We start from the raw sequence: 16,274 nt of genomic DNA on the forward strand, positions 1-16,274 counted from the left end.
CTTGTCCTTCTGCTGCTGGGACGGGGGCTCGGCGTGGTCGCTACCGCGGACGGAAGTGGCAGCGGAGCCAGGCGGCCTGTCCCCCGTCGACGAGGAGATCGGTCCCGGTGATGTACGACGATTCCGGGCCGGTCAGGAACGCCACCGCGTCGGCGATCTCCCCGGGCGTCCCGGTACGGCCCGATCCGCTCGCCTCCAGCATCTCCATCATGTGCGCGCCGGACGGGGAGGCGGCCTCCGCCTTGGACATCGCGGTCGCGATGACACCCGGGCTGAGGCTGTTCACCCGGGCGCCCCGCAGATTCCAGGCGAGCGCGGCGGCCTGCACCCGTACGTGGTTGGCCCGCTTGGTCACGATGTACGCGGTCTGCGCGTCGTCGCCGATGGCGGTGACGACGTCGAGGCCGAGGAGGTCCTCGGTGGGTGTCGTCGCGAGGGCGGCCTCCTGCTCCCGGCTCAGGGACGCGACATGGCCGGCCATGCTGGAGATCACCACCAGGGACGTACCGCGGGTGGCGACGGTCTCGAAGGCGTCGATCACGTGGGCCGTGCCGAGCAGGTTGACCTCGATGATCGCCTTCGCCGGCCCGGTCGCGGGCGAGACGCCGGCGGTGTGCACGACGGCGGCCACCCTGCCCTCCCCGGCCGCCGACTCCGCGAGCTTGCGCACCGCCTCGCGGTCGGTCACGTCGGTCACCATGCCGCGTACCGCGTAGCCCTCGTCGGCGAGCGCGGTGACGGCCCGGTCGAGCCCGGGGCCGGACGCGTCGGCGAGGAGCAGGCTCCGGCCGTTGCCCAGTCGGCGTGCGACCGCGATGCCCATCCCTCCCGCCCCCGTGACCACGACCACGTCACGACGCTCCTCGTCAGGACGGACTTTCATGAACAACCTCCGTGATGGGGTGAACTGCCATGCTCCCGGGCCCGGTTACGTCCGAGCCCGGGTCGTGCGCGGGGGCTACGGGGCGCCGGTGGCCGGTACGGCCTCGTGCCATGTGGCGCGCGCCGCGACGGACTGCCGCCAGCCGCGGATCGCCTTCGGCGGCATTCCGACCGCGAGCACCCCGGTCAGGTGGTCGCCCCCGCGGTAGGCGACGATGAACCGGCGCTCGGCCAAGTCCCCCTCCACGACGGCCACTTCGTCGTGCCCGCGCAGATAGCCGAAGGCCTGGACCTTCATGTCGTACTGGTCCGACCAGAAGTACGGCACGGGCGCGAACGGCTTGCGCGCCTGCGGGTGCAGGAGGTTCCGGGCGGCGGCCATGCCCTGCTCGGCGGCGTTCGTCCGGTGCTCGATGCGCATCGGCACCCCGAACAGCGGGTTGTACCAGCGGGCGACGTCACCGGCCGCGTACACAGCCCCGGTCTTCGGGCCGGGAGACTCCTGAGTCACTTCGCAGTACTCGTCGCAGACCAGCCCGTCGCCCACCGCGAGGCCGCTGTCCGCCAGCCACTCGGTGTTCGGCAGCGAGCCGACGGCCACCAACACCGCGTCGCCCTCGACGAGTTCACCGTCGGCCAGCCGCACGCCGGCGTCGGTCACCGCGGCCACCGTGACCCCGGTGCGCAGGTCCACCCCGTTCTCCAGGTGGGCGGCCGACAGGACGCGCCCGACCTCGTTGCCGACGGCGTGGCCGAGCGGTACGGGCGCCGGTTCCAGGAGGGTGACCTCGGCGCCGAGCCCCCGGGCCACGGCGGCGGCCTCGGCGCCCAGGAACCCGGCGCCGACCACGACCAGCCGCCGCCCCTGCGCCAGCCGGTCCCGCAGCGCGAGCGCGTCGTCCAGGGTGCGCAGCACATGCGTGTCACCCTCGCCGGGCAGCCGCCGCGGACGCGCCCCGGTGGCCACGATCAGTCCCTCGTACGGCACCCGCGTCCCGTCGGCCAGCAGGACCGTACGCCCGTCGAGGTCGAGACCCGTCGCGGTGGTGCCGAGCCTCAAGTCCAGGTCCAGCGCGTCCAGTTCGGTCGGCGAGCGCAGGGTGAGCCGGTCATGTTCCCACTCGGCCGCCAGGATCTGCTTGGACAACGGCGGCCGGTCGTACGGCGCGTGCGGTTCTTCACCGAGCAGGGTGAGCGTGCCCTCGTACCCTTCCCTGCGCAGTGTCTCGACGGCCGCGAGCCCCGCCGCCGAGGCGCCCACGACGACGATCCGCCTCATTGGTCGACCAGCCGGATCGCCGCCGCCGGACAGATCGCCACGGCTTCGCGCACCTCGTCGAGGAGTTCGTCGCCGGGCCGCTCCTCCAGCACGATCGCCACCCCGTCGTCGTCACGCTGGTCGAAGACGTCCGGGGCGGCGATCACGCACTGCCCCGATGCCACGCACTTCGGTTCGTCCAGTTCCACACGCATGGTTTTCTTCCCTGCCCCTTCAGTACGTTCGCCAACTGCGTTCACCGTAAAGGCCGGTCACCAGGTGACGGGCAGCGACGCGACGCCGTACGTGGTGCCGTCGTGGTCGAAGTCGAGCTCCTCCACCTGGGCGGCCAGACGCAGCGTGGGGACACGCCGGTAGAGGGTGCCGAAGACGACCTGGAGCTCCAGCCGGGCCAGGGACTGCCCCAGGCACTGGTGAGGTCCGTAGCCGAACGCGTTGTGCTGGCGCGCGGGCCGGGTGACGTCCACCTGGTCGGCGCCGGGGAACGTCTCGCGATCCCAGTTGGCGGCGTGCAGATCCATGATCAGGCCGTCGCCCGCGCGGATGACCTGGCCGCCGATCTCGATGTCCTCGGTGGCGACGCGGCGCAGACCGACCTGGACGATGCTCAGATAGCGCAGCAGTTCCTCCACCGCGCCGGCGACGGTCTTCGGGTCCTCGGAGTCGCGCACCAGGGCGAGTTGCTCCGGGTTCTCCAACAGGGCCAGGGTGCCGAGGCTGATCATCGTCGCGGTGGTCTCGTGGCCGGCGATGAGCATCGCGACGCCCATGTGGACGGCCTCGGTCCGGCTCATCTCGCCGTTCTCGACCCGCCCGGCCATCTCGGACAGCACGTCCTCGCCCGGCTCGACGAGCTTCTTGCCGAGCAGGTCGTCGAGGTAGGCGGCGAGCGCGGTGCTCGCAGCCCGCGAGTCCTCGGGCGCGGCGGCCCGGTCGAGCGCGAGGCTGCTGTTCCTCTGGAAGAACTCGTGGTCCTCGTACGGCACTCCGAGCAGTTCGCTGATCACCAGCGAGGGCACGGGCAGCGCCAGCGCCGTCAGGAGGTCGGCCGGGTTGGGTCCGGCCAGCATGTCGTCGATCAGCCCGTCGACGATCTTCTGGATCGGGGCCCGCATGGCCTCGATCCGCTTGACGAGGAACGGCCCGTTGACCATCCGGCGCAACCGCGTGTGCTCGGGAGCGTCCGTGTTGACGATGAGCTCCGGGGTGTACTTGGCGATCTCCTGCCGGTACGCCGTCACGAACGGGAAGCTGCCGGGGCTCTTGTCGTTGGCGCTGACGCGGGGGTCGGTCAGCAGGGCCCTCTGCAGGGCGTGGCCGGTGATCATCCAGGGCGTACTGCCGTCCCAGATGCGGACCTTGCTGATCGGATTGCGCTCGCGCAGCTCCTCCACCGCCGGCGGCGGGGCGAACGGGCAGCCGGCCGCCCTCGGCATCGGGAACTCGGGCATCGTCTCGGCCGTGCCGGGCTCGTCGGACGCGGCGTCGGCCAGTGTCTCAGCCATCTGACTCCTCGGTGGGGCTCCGCCGGAGCGGAGAACGGGGATGGGGTGGAGACCTCTGAGGTCACATGCAACCGGAGCGGACTGACGGTGTCCGGTCAGTTACCTGACATCTAGCTGACGTGACCCGGATCACAGCAGAGAACAGACCGGATCGCGGCAGAGAACAGAGCAGCGAACAGAAGGGAACCGGGTCCGTACGAAGCCGTCGCAGAGGCGTGTTTTCGCGGCGCCGCTCACCGCGGACACGACGAGGCGGCCGGTGCGTGAGCCGCACGGCCGCCGGGGGAAGGAGCCACAGGGATGAGGGCGCGGGAGGGGTATCGGGAGGGGTCAGCGTCCGAGCCGGTAGCCGAAGCCCCGGCGCGTGTGGATCAGCGGGGGTTGCTCCTGGTCCACCTTGCGGCGGAGCCGGGAGACGAGTTTCTCTATCGCGTTGCCCGCCCGGGTCTCGCCCCAGACGTGCCGGCAGATCTGCTCCTTCGACAGCACCCGTTCCGAGTTGACGAGCAGATGACGCAGCAGCCGGTACTCCGCCGGGGTGAGGTCGAGGGCCCGTCGGCCGCGCCAGGCCTGACAGGTGGCGTCGTTGAGGACGAGGTCGCCGTAGCGCGGCCCTTGGCGCACCGGGGTACGGCCACGCAGTAACACGTGTGCCCTGGCGAGGACTTCGGAGATCCGGAACGGCATGGTGACGTAGTCCGACTCACCCAGGCCGAGTTCGGACACGAGGAGGCCCAGCCGCTGGTACGCGGCCAGGAAGAGCACCGGGGGCCGGTCGGCCGGGCGGAAGCGGCGCCCCTCACCCAGGTCGTCGATGTCCGGGACCGACACATCCAGGACCACGAGGTCGAAGCGGTGCTCGGCGAGCCGTGCCATACCCTGGGCACCGGAGCGCACGGCGGTCACCCGGTAGCCCGCCAGATCCAGTGTGGTCGTGAGCAGTTCGGCGATCGCGGAGTCGTGGACGATGACCAGGACGTGCTGCCCGTCCCCACGGGCGGGTACGGACGCTTCGGCACCGGTCTCGTAGACCCCGCCGACGCCGTCCATGCCGTGCACCCGGTCCACCTCGCCCATCTCGTTCATCACATCCATCGCATGCACCTCGTTCATGAGTAGGAGACGGGCGGCGACGCGGGCGCGAACCGGGCACGGAACACGGGCCGTTGACGCCGGAGACTACGGGGCCCGGCGCGGCTCGGAATCCTCGCCCTCGAACTTGCCCTCGGTGTGCAGGAAGTCGTCCACCATCCGATGGAACAGCGTGGACAGCTGGTGCAGTTCCTCCGGGGACCAGTGGGCCAGCGCGAGCTCCATGCCCCGGCAACTGGCCACGCGAATACGGTCGATCGCCTCCTGGCCGACGGCCGTGAGCTGGATGCGCTGGGCGCGGCGGTCGTCCGGGTCCGGGACCCGGGTCACGTACCCGCCCTTCTCCAGCTGCTGCACCTGCCGCGTGACGTGCGACGCCTCCACGGCCAGCCGCCCGGCCAGCTCGCCGGGGCGCAGCGGTTCCGAATCGGCGATCTGCCGCAGCAGCGCCACCGCGGCCCGGTCCAGCGAGACCCCGGCCAGCGCCATGAGGCGGTCGTGCTGTCTCACCCGACCGGTCAGATAGACGATGCGATTGAGGGCTCGCTCGATCTCGACCACCTCGTCCGAGGCGGAGGAGGACGCGACCGCGGACAGCGGGTCGGGGGTGGGTGCGGGCGATGGGGTGGACATGCGTTCCACTTTATCAGCTACTTGCCTAAGTCAAGTAAATCGCCGGAAGGGAGCATCACCATGGCCACCATGAAGTCCGTCCGCACCGGTCCCGTCGGCCGGATCCGACATCGTCGACATCGAGCGGCCCTCCCCGGGCCCCAAGGACGCCCTGGAGAAGGCCGTCGTCACCTTCGGCGACCAGGACCGAGTCCGGCGCCCAACACGGCGGGCTTTCCGGCGCGTTGGGCATTTCCAGCACGGCGGATTTTCCGGCGCGTCAGCCAGAACCCGCACTTCCCGCAGGCTCTATGCATCATACACATTACGTGTGTGGTGCATATTTGATGTCATGGCATCTGCTCTGACCTCAGGCCAAGGCTCGGGGCGAGAGTCCAGTTCTGGGGAAGGACCGGCGGCATGGACAAGCCCACGCACCTGATCGAGTTCGAGGCGATGCTGCTCGGGCGGCATCTCTACCTGAACTCGCCGCGGGCCCGGACGGGCGGCCGCCTGGAGCGCAGCGCGTACATCCTGCTCAGCCGTATCCGGATGGAGGGCCCGATGTCCATCGGGCAGCTCAGCGACGCCTTCGGTCTGGACGCCTCCACGCTCAACCGGCAGACCGCCGCCATGCTGCGCGGCGGTCTCGTCGAGCGCATCCCGGATCCCGACGGGGGCATGGCCCGCAAGTTCCGCATCACCGCCGAGGGCGAGCGCCGCCTCGACACGCACCGCGCGGAGGCCGTCAGCGGGCTGGAGAAGGTGATGGCCGACTGGGATCCCGAGGAGGTCGCCGCCTTCGCCGCGTACCTCAAGCGGTTCAACACGGACATCGAGAACCTCGACGAGCGTCCCTGGCCCCGCCCCTGAGCCCGCCCCGGACCCCCTGGGCCTGATCCGGCCCGTGGGACGAGTGCGGTCCCACGGGCCGGATGCGGGTCAGCTTCCGGCGGCGGAGGCGCGGCGCTTGGTCAGCCACCACCCTCCGGCTCCGAGGACCAGCACCGCCGCGACCACCCCGCCGACGACGAGGCCCGTGGACGATCCGCCGTCGTCGTTCTTCGTGTCGGCCGCGGCCTCCGTGGCCGCGGGCTCGGACGGCGTGACGGTGTCCGACGGAGTCGGGCTGGGTGTCGGGCTCGCGGTCGGGCTGGGACTGACGGGTGTGGCGCCCGGCGCCGCCGCCTTCAACTTCAGGAGCGGGGCGGGCTGTTCGGGCTCCTCACCGCCCTTGGGCAGCTCGATCCAGCGCGAGACCTCGCCGTCGCTGTAGGTGTCGATGGTCTTGAACGCCACCTCCTTGGCGTCCGGGAGCTGGCGGATCTTGACCTTGTACTCGGCGTCGACGCCGGTCTTGAGGGCGGGACCGCCCACGACGTATCCGTCGTCGGTGGCCTTCAGCTGCCAGCCCTTGGGGGCCTCGTCGAGCGTGACGTCGGCCGGTGCGATCCCCTCCGGCAGCACGACGCGCACCTCGCGGAAGCCCGCGGAGGCGGACTCCGCCTCGCAGACGAAGGTGAGGGTGACGTTCTCGGCGAGGGCCTGCGCCTTGTCGGCCTCGACCTCCGTGTGCGCCGAGGCCGGACCGGCCAGTGCGAGGACAGCCGTCAGTGCGGCGGCGCCGGTCAGTGCGATACGACGCCCATGCGTGGACAGCGACACAGTGGAACTCCTTGCTGGTGGGACCGGGCGGGCCGAAGCCGGGCCCGGGTGAGAGGGACGACGGGGACGGGCATCCGTCCCGGCGGTCCCCTGCGCACCAGCGCGTGTTCCAGGGTCTGTGTCCGTGCTCCTGCCGGGAGGTCGAAGGAGCCGGCGAGCGGTACGAGCCGCGGCCGGTACCCCGTGGGGACGGCCGCGCCCGGCAGGACCCAGGCGATGACCGCCGCCGCCAGGGCGCGCAGCGTACGGCCGGTGGCCAGCGCCGCCGTGACCGCCGTGTCGGCCCGGTGGAGCAGCCAGGCGACGACCAGGGCGGCGACGACATGGGCGGTCGTCATGGCCGCCCCGGAGGCGTGCTGCCAGGGGTGTCCGCCGGCTCCCGCCGCCATCGCGTCGTGACCGGCGTGGGCCAGGTGTCCCGTACCGGCGCGGTGGCCACCGGCCGTCGTCAGCGCGAGGTGCATCGCGGCCTGGGCCGCCAGGACGCACGCGCCGACCGCGAGCAGCCCGGGCCCGCGGCGGGTGAAGGGCCGTACGGCGACGAACTGCGCGACGGCGAGAACCGTCACGAGCCGCCACGGCACCTGCCCGCCCTCGACCGCGTGATGGCCGACGGCGGCGAGCACACTGCCGACGAGGGCGAACGTGACGGCCCGGACCCGGGCGCCCGCGCGGCTCGGCCGCGGGCTCCGGCCCCGGCCGTCGCGCTGCGTCACATGGTCACCTGGCACGGTCGCCCATCACCCTCCACCGAGTTCACCTTGTCGCATACGTCTACGTCACAGGTGATGGGGCCGTTCACCCGGGGTCGCACGAGGAGGAACCCGCCGACGCCCGGGGGTGCCGGAACGGTTCAGTCCGCCGCGCCGAGGGACCAGCGCGGGACGCTGCCGGTGAGGCGGCACGTGAGGAAGTACAGGGGTATCGGCGGGGTGTAGGGCGAGCCGCCCGCGGGGCTGTGGATCAGCCGGGGCCGGTCGGCCCAGAGGCCGCGGCGGACCCGCGTCCAGGACGGGTCGGCCAGGTGCGCGCCGACGGTGTACGTCGTACAGGACGGCCAGGTGACGCCTATGTGGGACCCGGACGGGACGATCCACCACCAGCGCTCGTCGCCGTCGGAGTCGTCGGCGAAGACGCAGCCCACGCGGGGCAGCGAGCGCATGATGCGTTCGCCGTGCTGCCGGGACGTGCCCACGGCGTCGCATCCCAGGCCGGCGCGCAGCTGGGCGGGGATGACCAGGCGGCCGGGGTGCCTGGACGGGAGTGTCGCGGGGGTGCGGGGCCGCGGGATGTACGCGCGCGGCCGCGGTTCAGGGGCGTGCTGCAGTTCCATGATGCAGGTGTCCTTCGGCCGAGTGGGGGGTGGGCCGGGTGAGATACGTGCTGCGCCCGGTGGAAGCGGGTTCTCGGGACTCCGACGACGTGGGCTCCGACGGCGTCGGCTTCGTCGGCATCGGCTGTGCGGGCGTCGGCTTCGTCGGCATCGGCTTCGGCTTCGGCTTCGACGCCACCGACCGCAACGGCTGGGACGGCACCGGATGGGGCGGCACCGGCTCGGACGTCAGGACTGCCCAGACGACGCGTCCGGAACCGTCCACCGAGTCCCTGACGCCCCAGTCGCTGCTGAGCATGCCGACGAGCATGAGCCCGCGGCCGCCCTGGTCGTCGGGCCCCGGTCTGCGCAGTGCCGGGAGGGTCAGGCCGCGGCTCTGGTCCTCGACCTCTATGTGGAGCCGGTCGCCCGCGGTGCGCAGTCTGCAGACGATCCACTCGCTCGCCGTATGGGTGAGCGCGTTGGTGACCAGTTCGGAGGCAACCAGGACAGCGTTGTCACACGTATCGGTGCACGTGCCCCACTCACTCAGCAGTTCGCGCACGTTCCTGCGGGCCACACCCACCGAGGCGGGGGCGGGAGACAGTCCGAACACGCCTGCCCTGTGGGGGTGTTCATCCTCGGGCAGTCGGCCCAATGGCTTGGGGTGAGAGGGCGGAGCCATCGCCGTTCGCCTTTCTTCTGCCTTCGCACCGGAGGTCGCGCCAGTGCCGGTACCACGTGGCCCGGTTCCACTTCGAGCCACGTGACAGCTCGTTGCGCACAGTGACGAACGCGGCCGAGCCTCCCCCAACTCGGTCGCGCCGTCCCGCCGTTCACCGGACCGGTCGCTACGCACCACTGTGACATCTGCCCTCAACAGCTCGCAACCGACAAGTTGAAATTTGCAATTCGACGGGTGCATGCTTCCCCCGTCGAACGGATGATCGTGACAGACTGCGACCTCGAAGCCCGCTGTGAGGGGGTAAGGCGTGACCTCGGAAACCGACTGGGGCGGCGCGCCCTCTGTCCTGCGCATGATCCTGGGCAGGCAGCTGGAGGAGTTGCGCAACCGTGCTGGACTGACGTTCGAGCAGGCCGGTGAGGCGATCGGGGTCAGTCACTCCACGATCCGCAGGATGGAAGCCGCCAAGGTGGCCCGGCTCAGGCTCCCGGACGCCGAGAAGCTGCTCCAGGTCTACGGAGTCACGGACCAGCAGGAGATCGACACCTTCCTGAAATCCGTCCGCGAGGCCAACAAGCGTGGTTGGTGGCACACATACCGTGACGTGCTGCCGGACTGGTTCGCCGCCTATCTGAGCCTGGAGCAGGCGGCGCTGCAGATTCGTGCGTACGAGCCACAGTTCGTGCACGGCCTGCTACAGACCGAGAAGTACGCCCGTGCCCTGCTGGGTGCCGGGAATCCGCACGCCCCGACCGAGGCCACGGAGCGCAGGGTCGCGCTGCGTATGCGGCGCCAGGAGCTGCTGACCCGTCCCTCGCCGCCGCGCGCGTGGATCGTGATGGACGAGACCGTACTGCGGTGGCCGGTCGGCGGTCCCGAGGTGATGCGGGCCCAGATCGACCATCTGATCGAGGTCAACTCGCTACCCCAGGTAACCCTGCAGATCATGCCGTTCAAGAACGGCCCGCACCCTGCCATGCGGGCCGGCGCTTTCCATCTCTTCCGGTTCCGGGCACGCGAACTGCCGGACATCGTCTACCTGAATGGTCTGGTGGGCGCTGTCTATCTGGACAAGGACGACGACGTCGTGGTCTATCGCGAGGCCCTGGACCGGCTGGGCGCCCAGTCGGCGCCCGCCAGAAAGACCGAGGCTCTCCTCGGTGAGATTCGCAAGGAGCTCTGACGTGCACCACCACATACGTGACGGACACATACACAACGGCATGCCGTCCCGGGAACTCGGCACACGCGGCTGGTACAAGCCGTGGAGCGACGACGCGGGCGGCGCCTGCGTCGAGGCGAAGAAGCTCGGCGACGGCCGGGTCGCGCTGCGCCAGTCCACCGACCCCGACGGCCCCGCCCTGGTTTTCACCCCTCGTGAGATGACGAGTTTCCTGTCGGGCGTGAAGGCAGGTGTCGCCGACTTCCTCCTCTGAGGCACCCCCCTTGTTCGCCTCCCGGACTCCCCTGGTTTCCTGAACACCTGATCTCCTCAACACCCTTGAATTTCCTACGCTTTGACTCTGAACCCAACGACTTGACAGGAGGGGCGGCTTTGCCCGACAACGGATGGCCGGCCGACCGCATCGACACCGAGAACGCGCACTCGGCGCGCATCTACGACTACATCCTCGGCGGTAAGGACTACTACCCGTCCGACAAGGAGGCGGGCGACGCCATGGCGCGGGAGTGGCCCGCCCTGCCGATCCACATGAAGGCCAACCGCGACTGGATGAACCGCGCGGTGGCCTGGCTGGCGAAGGAAGCGGGGATTCGCCAGTTCCTGGACATCGGCACCGGCATCCCCACCTCTCCGAACCTGCACGAGATCGCGCAGTCGGTGGCGCCCGAGTCACGGGTCGTCTACGTCGACAACGACCCGATCGTCCTCACCCTCTCCCAGGGGCTGCTGGCCAGCACGCCCGAGGGGAAGACGGCGTACATCGAGGCCGACTTCCAGCAGCCGGAGAACGTGCTCGACTCCCCGGAGTTCCGCGAGACGCTCGACCTGGACAAGCCGGTCGCGCTGACCGTGATCGCGATCGTCCACTTCGTCCTGGACGAGGACGACGCGGTCGGCATCGTCCGCCGCCTCCTGGAGCCCCTGCCCTCCGGCAGCTACCTCGCGATGTCCATCGGCACCGCCGAGTTCGCTCCCGAGGACGTGGGCCGGGTCGCGCGCGAGTACGAGGCCCGGAACATGCCGATGCGGCTGCGCACGATCGATGAGGCCCACGAGTTCTTCGAGGGTCTGGAGCTCGTCGAGCCGGGCATTGTCCAGGTCCACAAGTGGCACCCGGACGCCACGAGTGGTGAGGGTATTCGGGACGAGGACATCGCCATGTACGGGGCTGTTGCCCGCAAGCCGTAGCGCTCCGCTGGTCGGCCGTTTATACCTGCGGGTCCGTTGTGGCTGGTCGCGCAGTTCCCCGCGCCCCTATCGGGGCGCGGGTCGCTCGTTCGACGGGGGGATGATCCGGGCCGTCAGGTCCGGGTCGGGCATCGTCCTGTCGAACGGGTACATCGGGCGGTGGATGCGGTGGTGGCCCAGGCGGAGGAGGTTCTGGTCCACGCCGCCCGGGGTGAGCGCCATCTTCCAGTCGGCCGCCATGGCGAAGAGTTCGGGCTCCAGATAGCCGATCTTGACCATGACGACGTCGGCCTCGCGGGGCGACAACTCCAGGTCGGTGAAGTCGTGTTCGTGGTGGTACGGCTTGCGCAGCGCGGTGAGGATCACGTGCACGCCGCCCACCCGTAGCACCACCTCCGCCCGCGCGTGCGGGTCGCCGTGGCGGATCGCGTGGACCACGCCGGTCAGGGTGAGCGGACCGGCATGCCGGTCGTCGACCTCCGCGCCCGCCGTGACGGTGACGGTCGCGCCGACGCCCGCCCGGACCGCCGTCTCCACCGCGGCCGGGCCGGGGAGCGAGGCGTAGATGACCGTCGGGCCCGACGGGTCCTTGAACTCCGGCCGGGACAGCACCCGTTCGAGCCCCCATGTGACGTCGCCCGCGCCGCCCGCCGTCGGGTTGTCGCCGGTGTCGCTGATGAAGTAGGGCCTGTTCTGCGCGGGGGTGGCCAGTGCGTCGTCCAGGCAGTCGTCCAGCGTGCCTGTCGGGGCGACGAAGGCGAAGTCGTGCCGGGCCTCCCAGAAGCCGCGTGCGAGGCGTTCGGCGCCCGCCGTGACCGCTGTCTCCGACGGGCCCGTGACCACCACCGCCGCCTGGTTGCGGGGCTCGTCCGCCCAGGCATAGCCGACCCAGATCGCGGCGTCCGTGACGCCCTCCGTGGCCTCCACCTCGTCGACGGCCGCGTACACGCTCTTCGCGGGTTCGATACGGGTCGAGGTCTGCTCGCCGGCCAGGAGTACGGGCACCGGGATCCAGGCCTTGACCGGGCGGGGGGCGCCGGTCGTGAGGAGTTCCACCAGGTTGCGGGCCGCCCGCTCCTTGGTCTCCATGACGTCCTCGTGCGGGGCCGTGCGGTAGCAGGTGATCAGGTCGCTCAGGTGGGCGAGTTCGCGCGAGACGTTGCCGTGCAGGTCCATCGAGGTGGACACGATCACGTCCGGGCCGACCGTCTCCCGGACACGGGCGAGCAGGACCGCCTCGGCGTCGTCCATCCCCTCCACGGTCATGGCGCCGTGGATGTCGAACCAGAGTCCGTCCAGGTGTCCCGACTCGCCGAGCCGGGCGAGGAGTTCGCCGGAGAGCTCGGCGTACGCCGCCGCCGTCACCGTACCGCCGGGCAGCGCCTTGCCGACCAGTGCGCCGCGCCACTCGGCGACGTCCCCCAACGGCGTTCCGGGCGCCAGGAACTGATAGCGCGTCAGGATCTCTTCGGCGCGCTGGGGATGGAAGGCGGGAGCCTCGGTCCGGGCCGGGGAGAACGTCGACGACTCGATGGCGAGCCCGGCGATCGCGATGACGGGACGGGCGACGGGGGTACGGGCTGGTGGCATGGCTCCTCGCACGGTGAGGGCGGTCAGGGACGGTCAGGGGTGGGTTGCGGGGGCGACGCCGCCGGTGACGGCCTGGAGGGCGTTCGCCAGGGCCCGTTGGAGCGCGAACTGGCCCGCGCCGACGAGTCCCGCGTCCGCGCCGAGGCTCGTCCGCTCGATGACCAGGTGCTGGGTGACCAGCGGATGGCATCCCTCGTACAACTGGCTGCGGACGGCGGCGACGAACGGTTCGAGCGTCGAGAGGAGGCCGCCGAGGTAGACGGCGTCGGGGTTGAAGAAGTTGACGTTCGCGGACAGGACCATGCCGAGGTAGCGGCCGGCCTGGCGGACGGCGCGGGTGGCCTCCGGGTCGGCGTCGGAGGCGAGGCGTACGACGTCCTCGGTCGACTCGACCGCAAGGCCCCGCTCGCGCAGGATGCGGACCAGCGCGGCTCCCGAGGCGACGGTCTCCAGGCAGCCGGTGTTGCCGCAGGAGCACGGGGTGTCGCCGGCCTCGACGCGTACGTGGGTGATCTCGCCGGCCGCGCCGGTGCCGCCCCGGTACAGCCGTCCGTCGGCGATGACGCCGGCGCCGATGCCGGAGCCGGTCTTCACCGTGATCGACTGGCGGCGCTCGGCGGGCTGGACGCTGTGTTCGCCCACGGCCATGCAGTTGGCGTCGTTCTCGATCGCCGCCGGAACGCCGAACTGGTCCTCCAGCCAGGCCCGGACGGGGAACCTGTTCCAGCCGGGCATCCGGGCCGGGAGCGTCACGAGGCCCGACATGACGTCGACCGGACCCGGCAGGCAGAGGCCGACGCCCCGCAGCAGTTCCCGGCCGTGCTGTTCGGCGAGGGCCTCCAGCGTCCGGGCAAGGCCCGGCAGCGCCGCCTCGGGCCCGTCGGCCGTCGCGACCGGCACGGTCGACACGTCGGTGAGCCCGCCACCGGGCAGTACGACGCCGACGTGGGCGTGTCTGCCGCCGAGTTCGGCCGCGACGGCGAACCCGTCGCTGCCACCGAGCCGCAGCACCTTGCGCGGACGTCCGCCGGTCGAGGACCGCGTGCCGTGCTCCGCGACCAGTCCGTGAGCCACGAGTTGACCGACCGTCAGCGAGACGGTCGACGGCGCGGCGCCGAGCAGACCGGCGAGTTCGGTGCGCGTGGTGGCCTGCCCGGAGGCGAGCAGTTCGAGGACCCGCTCGGCCAGCGAGGAGACACCCCCCGTGGGGCTTCGGCGGTGCGGCACGCTTTTTTCCACCATGGACGAAGTAACTTCCGGCGTCGGGGTCTTGTCGGGGGTCTGCTGGGGTTCTGTTGAGGTTCCGGGCGACGAGCGTATGACCCCAGAGCCCCCTTCGCGCTTTTTGCAGAACGGCAGAAACAATCTTTTTACAGCGGTGCGCCTGTTTCTTCGAACAGTCGGGTCGTTGACTGGCTCCGCCCCACCCCGCCCCGCCCCGCTGTTCCCTCCGGAGGAGAGCCATGTCCCCTGCTCGCACGACGCTCGTCGCCTGTGCCGTCGTCTCGGCGGGCACACTGCTGCTCGCGGGCTGCTCCGGGACGACCGACACGTCGTCCCCGTCCCCCGACTCCATCAACTACGCGCTGCCCGCGAACTTCACGCCGAACTGGATCCTGCCGATCGGCACGGCCGCGCACCTCAACACCAACAACAGGTCCATCGCCGACAGTCTGTGGGAGCGGCTCGTCGCGTACGACGGTTCCACCGGCAAGATCGCCTGGAACAAGAAGGCGTCCATCGCCACGGCCGCCGACTTCGCGTCCGACGGCAAGAGCGTCAAGATCACGCTGGGCGACCGCAGTTGGAGCGACGGCAAGCCGATCACCTCACGGGACGTCGAGTTCTGGTTCAACCTCATCAAGGCGAACAAGGCGGAGTGGGCGGGCTACAACCCGGGCAAGGCGCCGGACAACTGGACCTCGTTCAAGACCGTCGACGACCGCCACTTCACGATCACCTTCGACAAGGCCTACAACTCCCAGTGGATGCTGGCCAACCAGTTCAGCGAGATCACTCCGCTGCCGCAGCACGTGTGGGACAGGACCGACGCGTCCGCGCAGGTCGCCGACGCCGACCGGACCGCCGCCGGCGCGAAGAAAGTCTGGACGTATCTGAACTCGGCCGCGAAGAACATCTCCCGCTACGACAAGGACGCGCTGTGGAAGACCCTCAGCGGCCCGTACGCGGTCAAGTCGTTCGCCACGTCCGGCAAGGTCGTACTGGCCGCCAACAAGAAGTACGACGGCGGTGAGAAGGCGAACATCGCGACGGTGAACCTGCTCCCCTTCACCACGGCGGACGCCGAGAAGAACGCGCTGCGCTCCGGCAGCGTCGACTACGGCTACATCGAGGCCACCGACCTCGACCAGAAGGACCGGTTCACCGCGCAGGGCTACACGGTCAAGCCGTGGTCCGGCTGGGCGATCACCTACATGCCGTACAACTTCAACAACCCGGCCATGGGCGCGGTGTTCAAGCAGCTGTACGCGCGTCAGGCGGTCCAGCGGTCGATCGACCAGGCGAGCCTGGCGAAGGTCATCTTCAACGGCACGGCCGTGCCGGGCTACGGTCCGGTCCCGCAGGCGCAGGCCTCCGACTTCGTCTCGCAGGTGCAGAAGGACAACCCCTACCCGTTCTCGACGTCGGCGGCCAAGTCCCTGCTGACCGGCCATGGTTGGGAGGAGAAGGGCGGGGTCATGGTCTGTACGGACCCGGGGACCGGTGCCTCGCAGTGCGGTGAGGGCGTCGCCGAGGGAACGAAGTTCGAGATGCAGGTGCTGTCGCAGTCCGGGTCCACCGTGACCGACAACATGATGAGCTCGATCCAGTCCTCGCTGGAGAAGACCGGCATCACGTTCTCGATCAAGACCGCGCCCGTCAACTCGGTGCTTTCGCAGACCCCGCAGTGCACGTCCGGCCAGCCGATCTGCAAGTGGCAGCTGTCGTTCTTCGGCACCGCGGGCAGCTGGTACTTCAACGCGTTCCCGACCGGCGACTCGCTGTTCCAGACCAAGGGCGGCTCGAACTTCGGCAACTACTCGAACCCCGACGTCGACAAGCTGATCACTGCTTCCACGACGTCGACCTCGTCGGAGGCCGTCCAGGACTACAGCGCGGCCCTCGCCAAGGACCTGCCGGTCATCTGGCTCCCTGCGCCGGACTACCAGATTTCCGTCGTCAAGAGCGGCCTCGGCGGCTTCTCGCAGGACTCGCTCGCCAACTTCCACCCGGCACAGTGGAAGTGGACCAAGTGAGGACCGGGACCGGCTGAGGACCTG

Annotated in this window: 17 protein-coding genes; 5 read left to right on the forward strand and 12 right to left on the reverse strand. The window is 70.3% G+C overall.

Annotation, left to right across the window (positions count from 1 at the left end; all coding sequences use genetic code 11):
* Positions 1–40: 40 nt before the first annotated feature.
* The 6 genes from OHA11_RS09720 to OHA11_RS09745 all read right to left on the reverse strand — a co-directional run bounded on the left by OHA11_RS09720 (position 41) and on the right by OHA11_RS09745 (position 5,391).
* Entirely contained in the window at positions 41–883 is an 843-nt protein-coding gene (locus OHA11_RS09720) for an SDR family oxidoreductase (RefSeq protein WP_266494142.1), read from the reverse strand.
* A gap of 75 nt (positions 884–958) precedes the next feature.
* Complete coding sequence (locus OHA11_RS09725; RefSeq protein ID WP_266494143.1) at positions 959–2,161, reverse strand: NAD(P)/FAD-dependent oxidoreductase; 1,203 nt, start codon at positions 2,159–2,161, stop codon at positions 959–961.
* On the reverse strand, positions 2,158–2,355 hold the full coding sequence (locus tag OHA11_RS09730) for a ferredoxin (protein ID WP_266494144.1): 198 nt from the start codon (positions 2,353–2,355) through the stop codon (positions 2,158–2,160). The genes OHA11_RS09725 and OHA11_RS09730 overlap by 4 nt, the downstream gene beginning before the upstream one ends.
* Positions 2,356–2,412: 57 nt before the next feature.
* The gene (locus OHA11_RS09735; protein ID WP_266494145.1) at positions 2,413–3,666 is read right to left on the reverse strand and encodes a cytochrome P450; all 1,254 of its coding nucleotides are present in this window, start codon (positions 3,664–3,666) and stop codon (positions 2,413–2,415) included.
* A 330-nt stretch (positions 3,667–3,996) separates the two neighbouring features.
* On the reverse strand, positions 3,997–4,716 hold the full coding sequence (locus tag OHA11_RS09740; RefSeq protein WP_266507057.1) for a response regulator transcription factor: 720 nt from the start codon (positions 4,714–4,716) through the stop codon (positions 3,997–3,999).
* A 129-nt stretch (positions 4,717–4,845) separates the two neighbouring features.
* Positions 4,846–5,391, reverse strand: a complete 546-nt coding sequence (locus OHA11_RS09745) for a MarR family winged helix-turn-helix transcriptional regulator (RefSeq protein ID WP_266494148.1) — start codon at positions 5,389–5,391, stop codon at positions 4,846–4,848.
* A gap of 399 nt (positions 5,392–5,790) precedes the next feature.
* Between OHA11_RS09745 and OHA11_RS09750 the strand changes: the two genes are divergently transcribed.
* A complete protein-coding gene (locus OHA11_RS09750; protein WP_266494151.1) occupies positions 5,791–6,243 on the forward strand; it encodes a MarR family winged helix-turn-helix transcriptional regulator in 453 nt (150 codons plus the stop codon).
* A gap of 69 nt (positions 6,244–6,312) precedes the next feature.
* Here OHA11_RS09750 and OHA11_RS09755 read toward each other — a convergent pair whose 3' ends face one another.
* From OHA11_RS09755 to OHA11_RS09770, 4 genes are all read right to left on the reverse strand, one after another.
* Positions 6,313–7,035, reverse strand: a complete 723-nt coding sequence (locus OHA11_RS09755; protein ID WP_266494154.1) for a DUF1775 domain-containing protein — start codon at positions 7,033–7,035, stop codon at positions 6,313–6,315.
* Positions 6,999–7,751, reverse strand: a complete 753-nt coding sequence (locus tag OHA11_RS09760) for a hypothetical protein (protein WP_266494156.1) — start codon at positions 7,749–7,751, stop codon at positions 6,999–7,001. Before OHA11_RS09760 ends, OHA11_RS09755 begins: the two co-directional genes overlap by 37 nt.
* A gap of 137 nt (positions 7,752–7,888) precedes the next feature.
* A complete protein-coding gene (locus tag OHA11_RS09765; protein WP_266494159.1) occupies positions 7,889–8,368 on the reverse strand; it encodes a hypothetical protein in 480 nt (159 codons plus the stop codon).
* Entirely contained in the window at positions 8,346–8,963 is a 618-nt protein-coding gene (locus tag OHA11_RS09770) for an ATP-binding protein (protein ID WP_266494162.1), read from the reverse strand. The genes OHA11_RS09765 and OHA11_RS09770 overlap by 23 nt, the downstream gene beginning before the upstream one ends.
* Before the next feature lie 376 nt (positions 8,964–9,339).
* Between OHA11_RS09770 and OHA11_RS09775 the strand changes: the two genes are divergently transcribed.
* From OHA11_RS09775 to OHA11_RS09785, 3 genes are all read left to right on the forward strand, one after another.
* A complete protein-coding gene (locus tag OHA11_RS09775) occupies positions 9,340–10,215 on the forward strand; it encodes a helix-turn-helix transcriptional regulator (protein ID WP_266494164.1) in 876 nt (291 codons plus the stop codon).
* A 40-nt stretch (positions 10,216–10,255) separates the two neighbouring features.
* The gene (locus OHA11_RS09780) at positions 10,256–10,468 is read left to right on the forward strand and encodes a DUF397 domain-containing protein (RefSeq protein ID WP_266507059.1); all 213 of its coding nucleotides are present in this window, start codon (positions 10,256–10,258) and stop codon (positions 10,466–10,468) included.
* A 119-nt stretch (positions 10,469–10,587) separates the two neighbouring features.
* Positions 10,588–11,403 (forward strand): SAM-dependent methyltransferase, encoded by an 816-nt coding sequence (locus OHA11_RS09785; protein ID WP_266494166.1) that lies wholly within the window; start codon positions 10,588–10,590, stop codon positions 11,401–11,403.
* Between the two features lie 66 nt (positions 11,404–11,469).
* On the opposite strand, the gene OHA11_RS09790 is transcribed toward OHA11_RS09785, so the two are convergent.
* On the reverse strand, positions 11,470–12,993 hold the full coding sequence (locus OHA11_RS09790; RefSeq protein WP_266494168.1) for a M81 family metallopeptidase: 1,524 nt from the start codon (positions 12,991–12,993) through the stop codon (positions 11,470–11,472).
* Positions 12,994–13,026: 33 nt separating this feature from the next.
* Positions 13,027–14,235 carry an ROK family transcriptional regulator gene (locus OHA11_RS09795; protein ID WP_266494169.1) on the reverse strand — a complete coding sequence of 403 codons (1,209 nt, stop codon included), beginning with the start codon at positions 14,233–14,235 and terminating at the stop codon, positions 13,027–13,029.
* A 221-nt stretch (positions 14,236–14,456) separates the two neighbouring features.
* Between OHA11_RS09795 and OHA11_RS09800 the strand changes: the two genes are divergently transcribed.
* Positions 14,457–16,250 carry a peptide ABC transporter substrate-binding protein gene (locus OHA11_RS09800; protein ID WP_266494171.1) on the forward strand — a complete coding sequence of 598 codons (1,794 nt, stop codon included), beginning with the start codon at positions 14,457–14,459 and terminating at the stop codon, positions 16,248–16,250.
* The last annotated feature ends 24 nt before the right edge of the window (positions 16,251–16,274 follow it).

Source organism: Streptomyces sp. NBC_00878 (assembly GCF_026341515.1).
Taxonomy (GTDB): Bacteria; Actinomycetota; Actinomycetes; order Streptomycetales; family Streptomycetaceae; genus Streptomyces.

What these genes read in the sequence shown, in the direction of transcription:
- OHA11_RS09720 (WP_266494142.1), bottom strand. Translation starts at nt 883, where the DNA reads ATGAAAGTCCGTCCTGACGAGGAGCGTCGTGACGTGGTCGTGGTCACG.
- OHA11_RS09725 (WP_266494143.1), bottom strand. Translation starts at nt 2,161, where the DNA reads ATGAGGCGGATCGTCGTCGTGGGCGCCTCGGCGGCGGGGCTCGCGGCC.
- OHA11_RS09730 (WP_266494144.1), bottom strand. Translation starts at nt 2,355, where the DNA reads ATGCGTGTGGAACTGGACGAACCGAAGTGCGTGGCATCGGGGCAGTGC.
- OHA11_RS09735 (WP_266494145.1), bottom strand. Translation starts at nt 3,666, where the DNA reads ATGGCTGAGACACTGGCCGACGCCGCGTCCGACGAGCCCGGCACGGCC.
- OHA11_RS09740 (WP_266507057.1), bottom strand. Translation starts at nt 4,716, where the DNA reads ATGGACGGCGTCGGCGGGGTCTACGAGACCGGTGCCGAAGCGTCCGTA.
- OHA11_RS09745 (WP_266494148.1), bottom strand. Translation starts at nt 5,391, where the DNA reads ATGTCCACCCCATCGCCCGCACCCACCCCCGACCCGCTGTCCGCGGTC.
- OHA11_RS09750 (WP_266494151.1), top strand. Translation starts at nt 5,791, where the DNA reads ATGGACAAGCCCACGCACCTGATCGAGTTCGAGGCGATGCTGCTCGGG.
- OHA11_RS09765 (WP_266494159.1), bottom strand. Translation starts at nt 8,368, where the DNA reads ATGGAACTGCAGCACGCCCCTGAACCGCGGCCGCGCGCGTACATCCCG.
- OHA11_RS09780 (WP_266507059.1), top strand. Translation starts at nt 10,256, where the DNA reads ATGCCGTCCCGGGAACTCGGCACACGCGGCTGGTACAAGCCGTGGAGC.
- OHA11_RS09790 (WP_266494168.1), bottom strand. Translation starts at nt 12,993, where the DNA reads ATGCCACCAGCCCGTACCCCCGTCGCCCGTCCCGTCATCGCGATCGCC.
- OHA11_RS09795 (WP_266494169.1), bottom strand. Translation starts at nt 14,235, where the DNA reads ATGGTGGAAAAAAGCGTGCCGCACCGCCGAAGCCCCACGGGGGGTGTC.
- OHA11_RS09800 (WP_266494171.1), top strand. Translation starts at nt 14,457, where the DNA reads ATGTCCCCTGCTCGCACGACGCTCGTCGCCTGTGCCGTCGTCTCGGCG.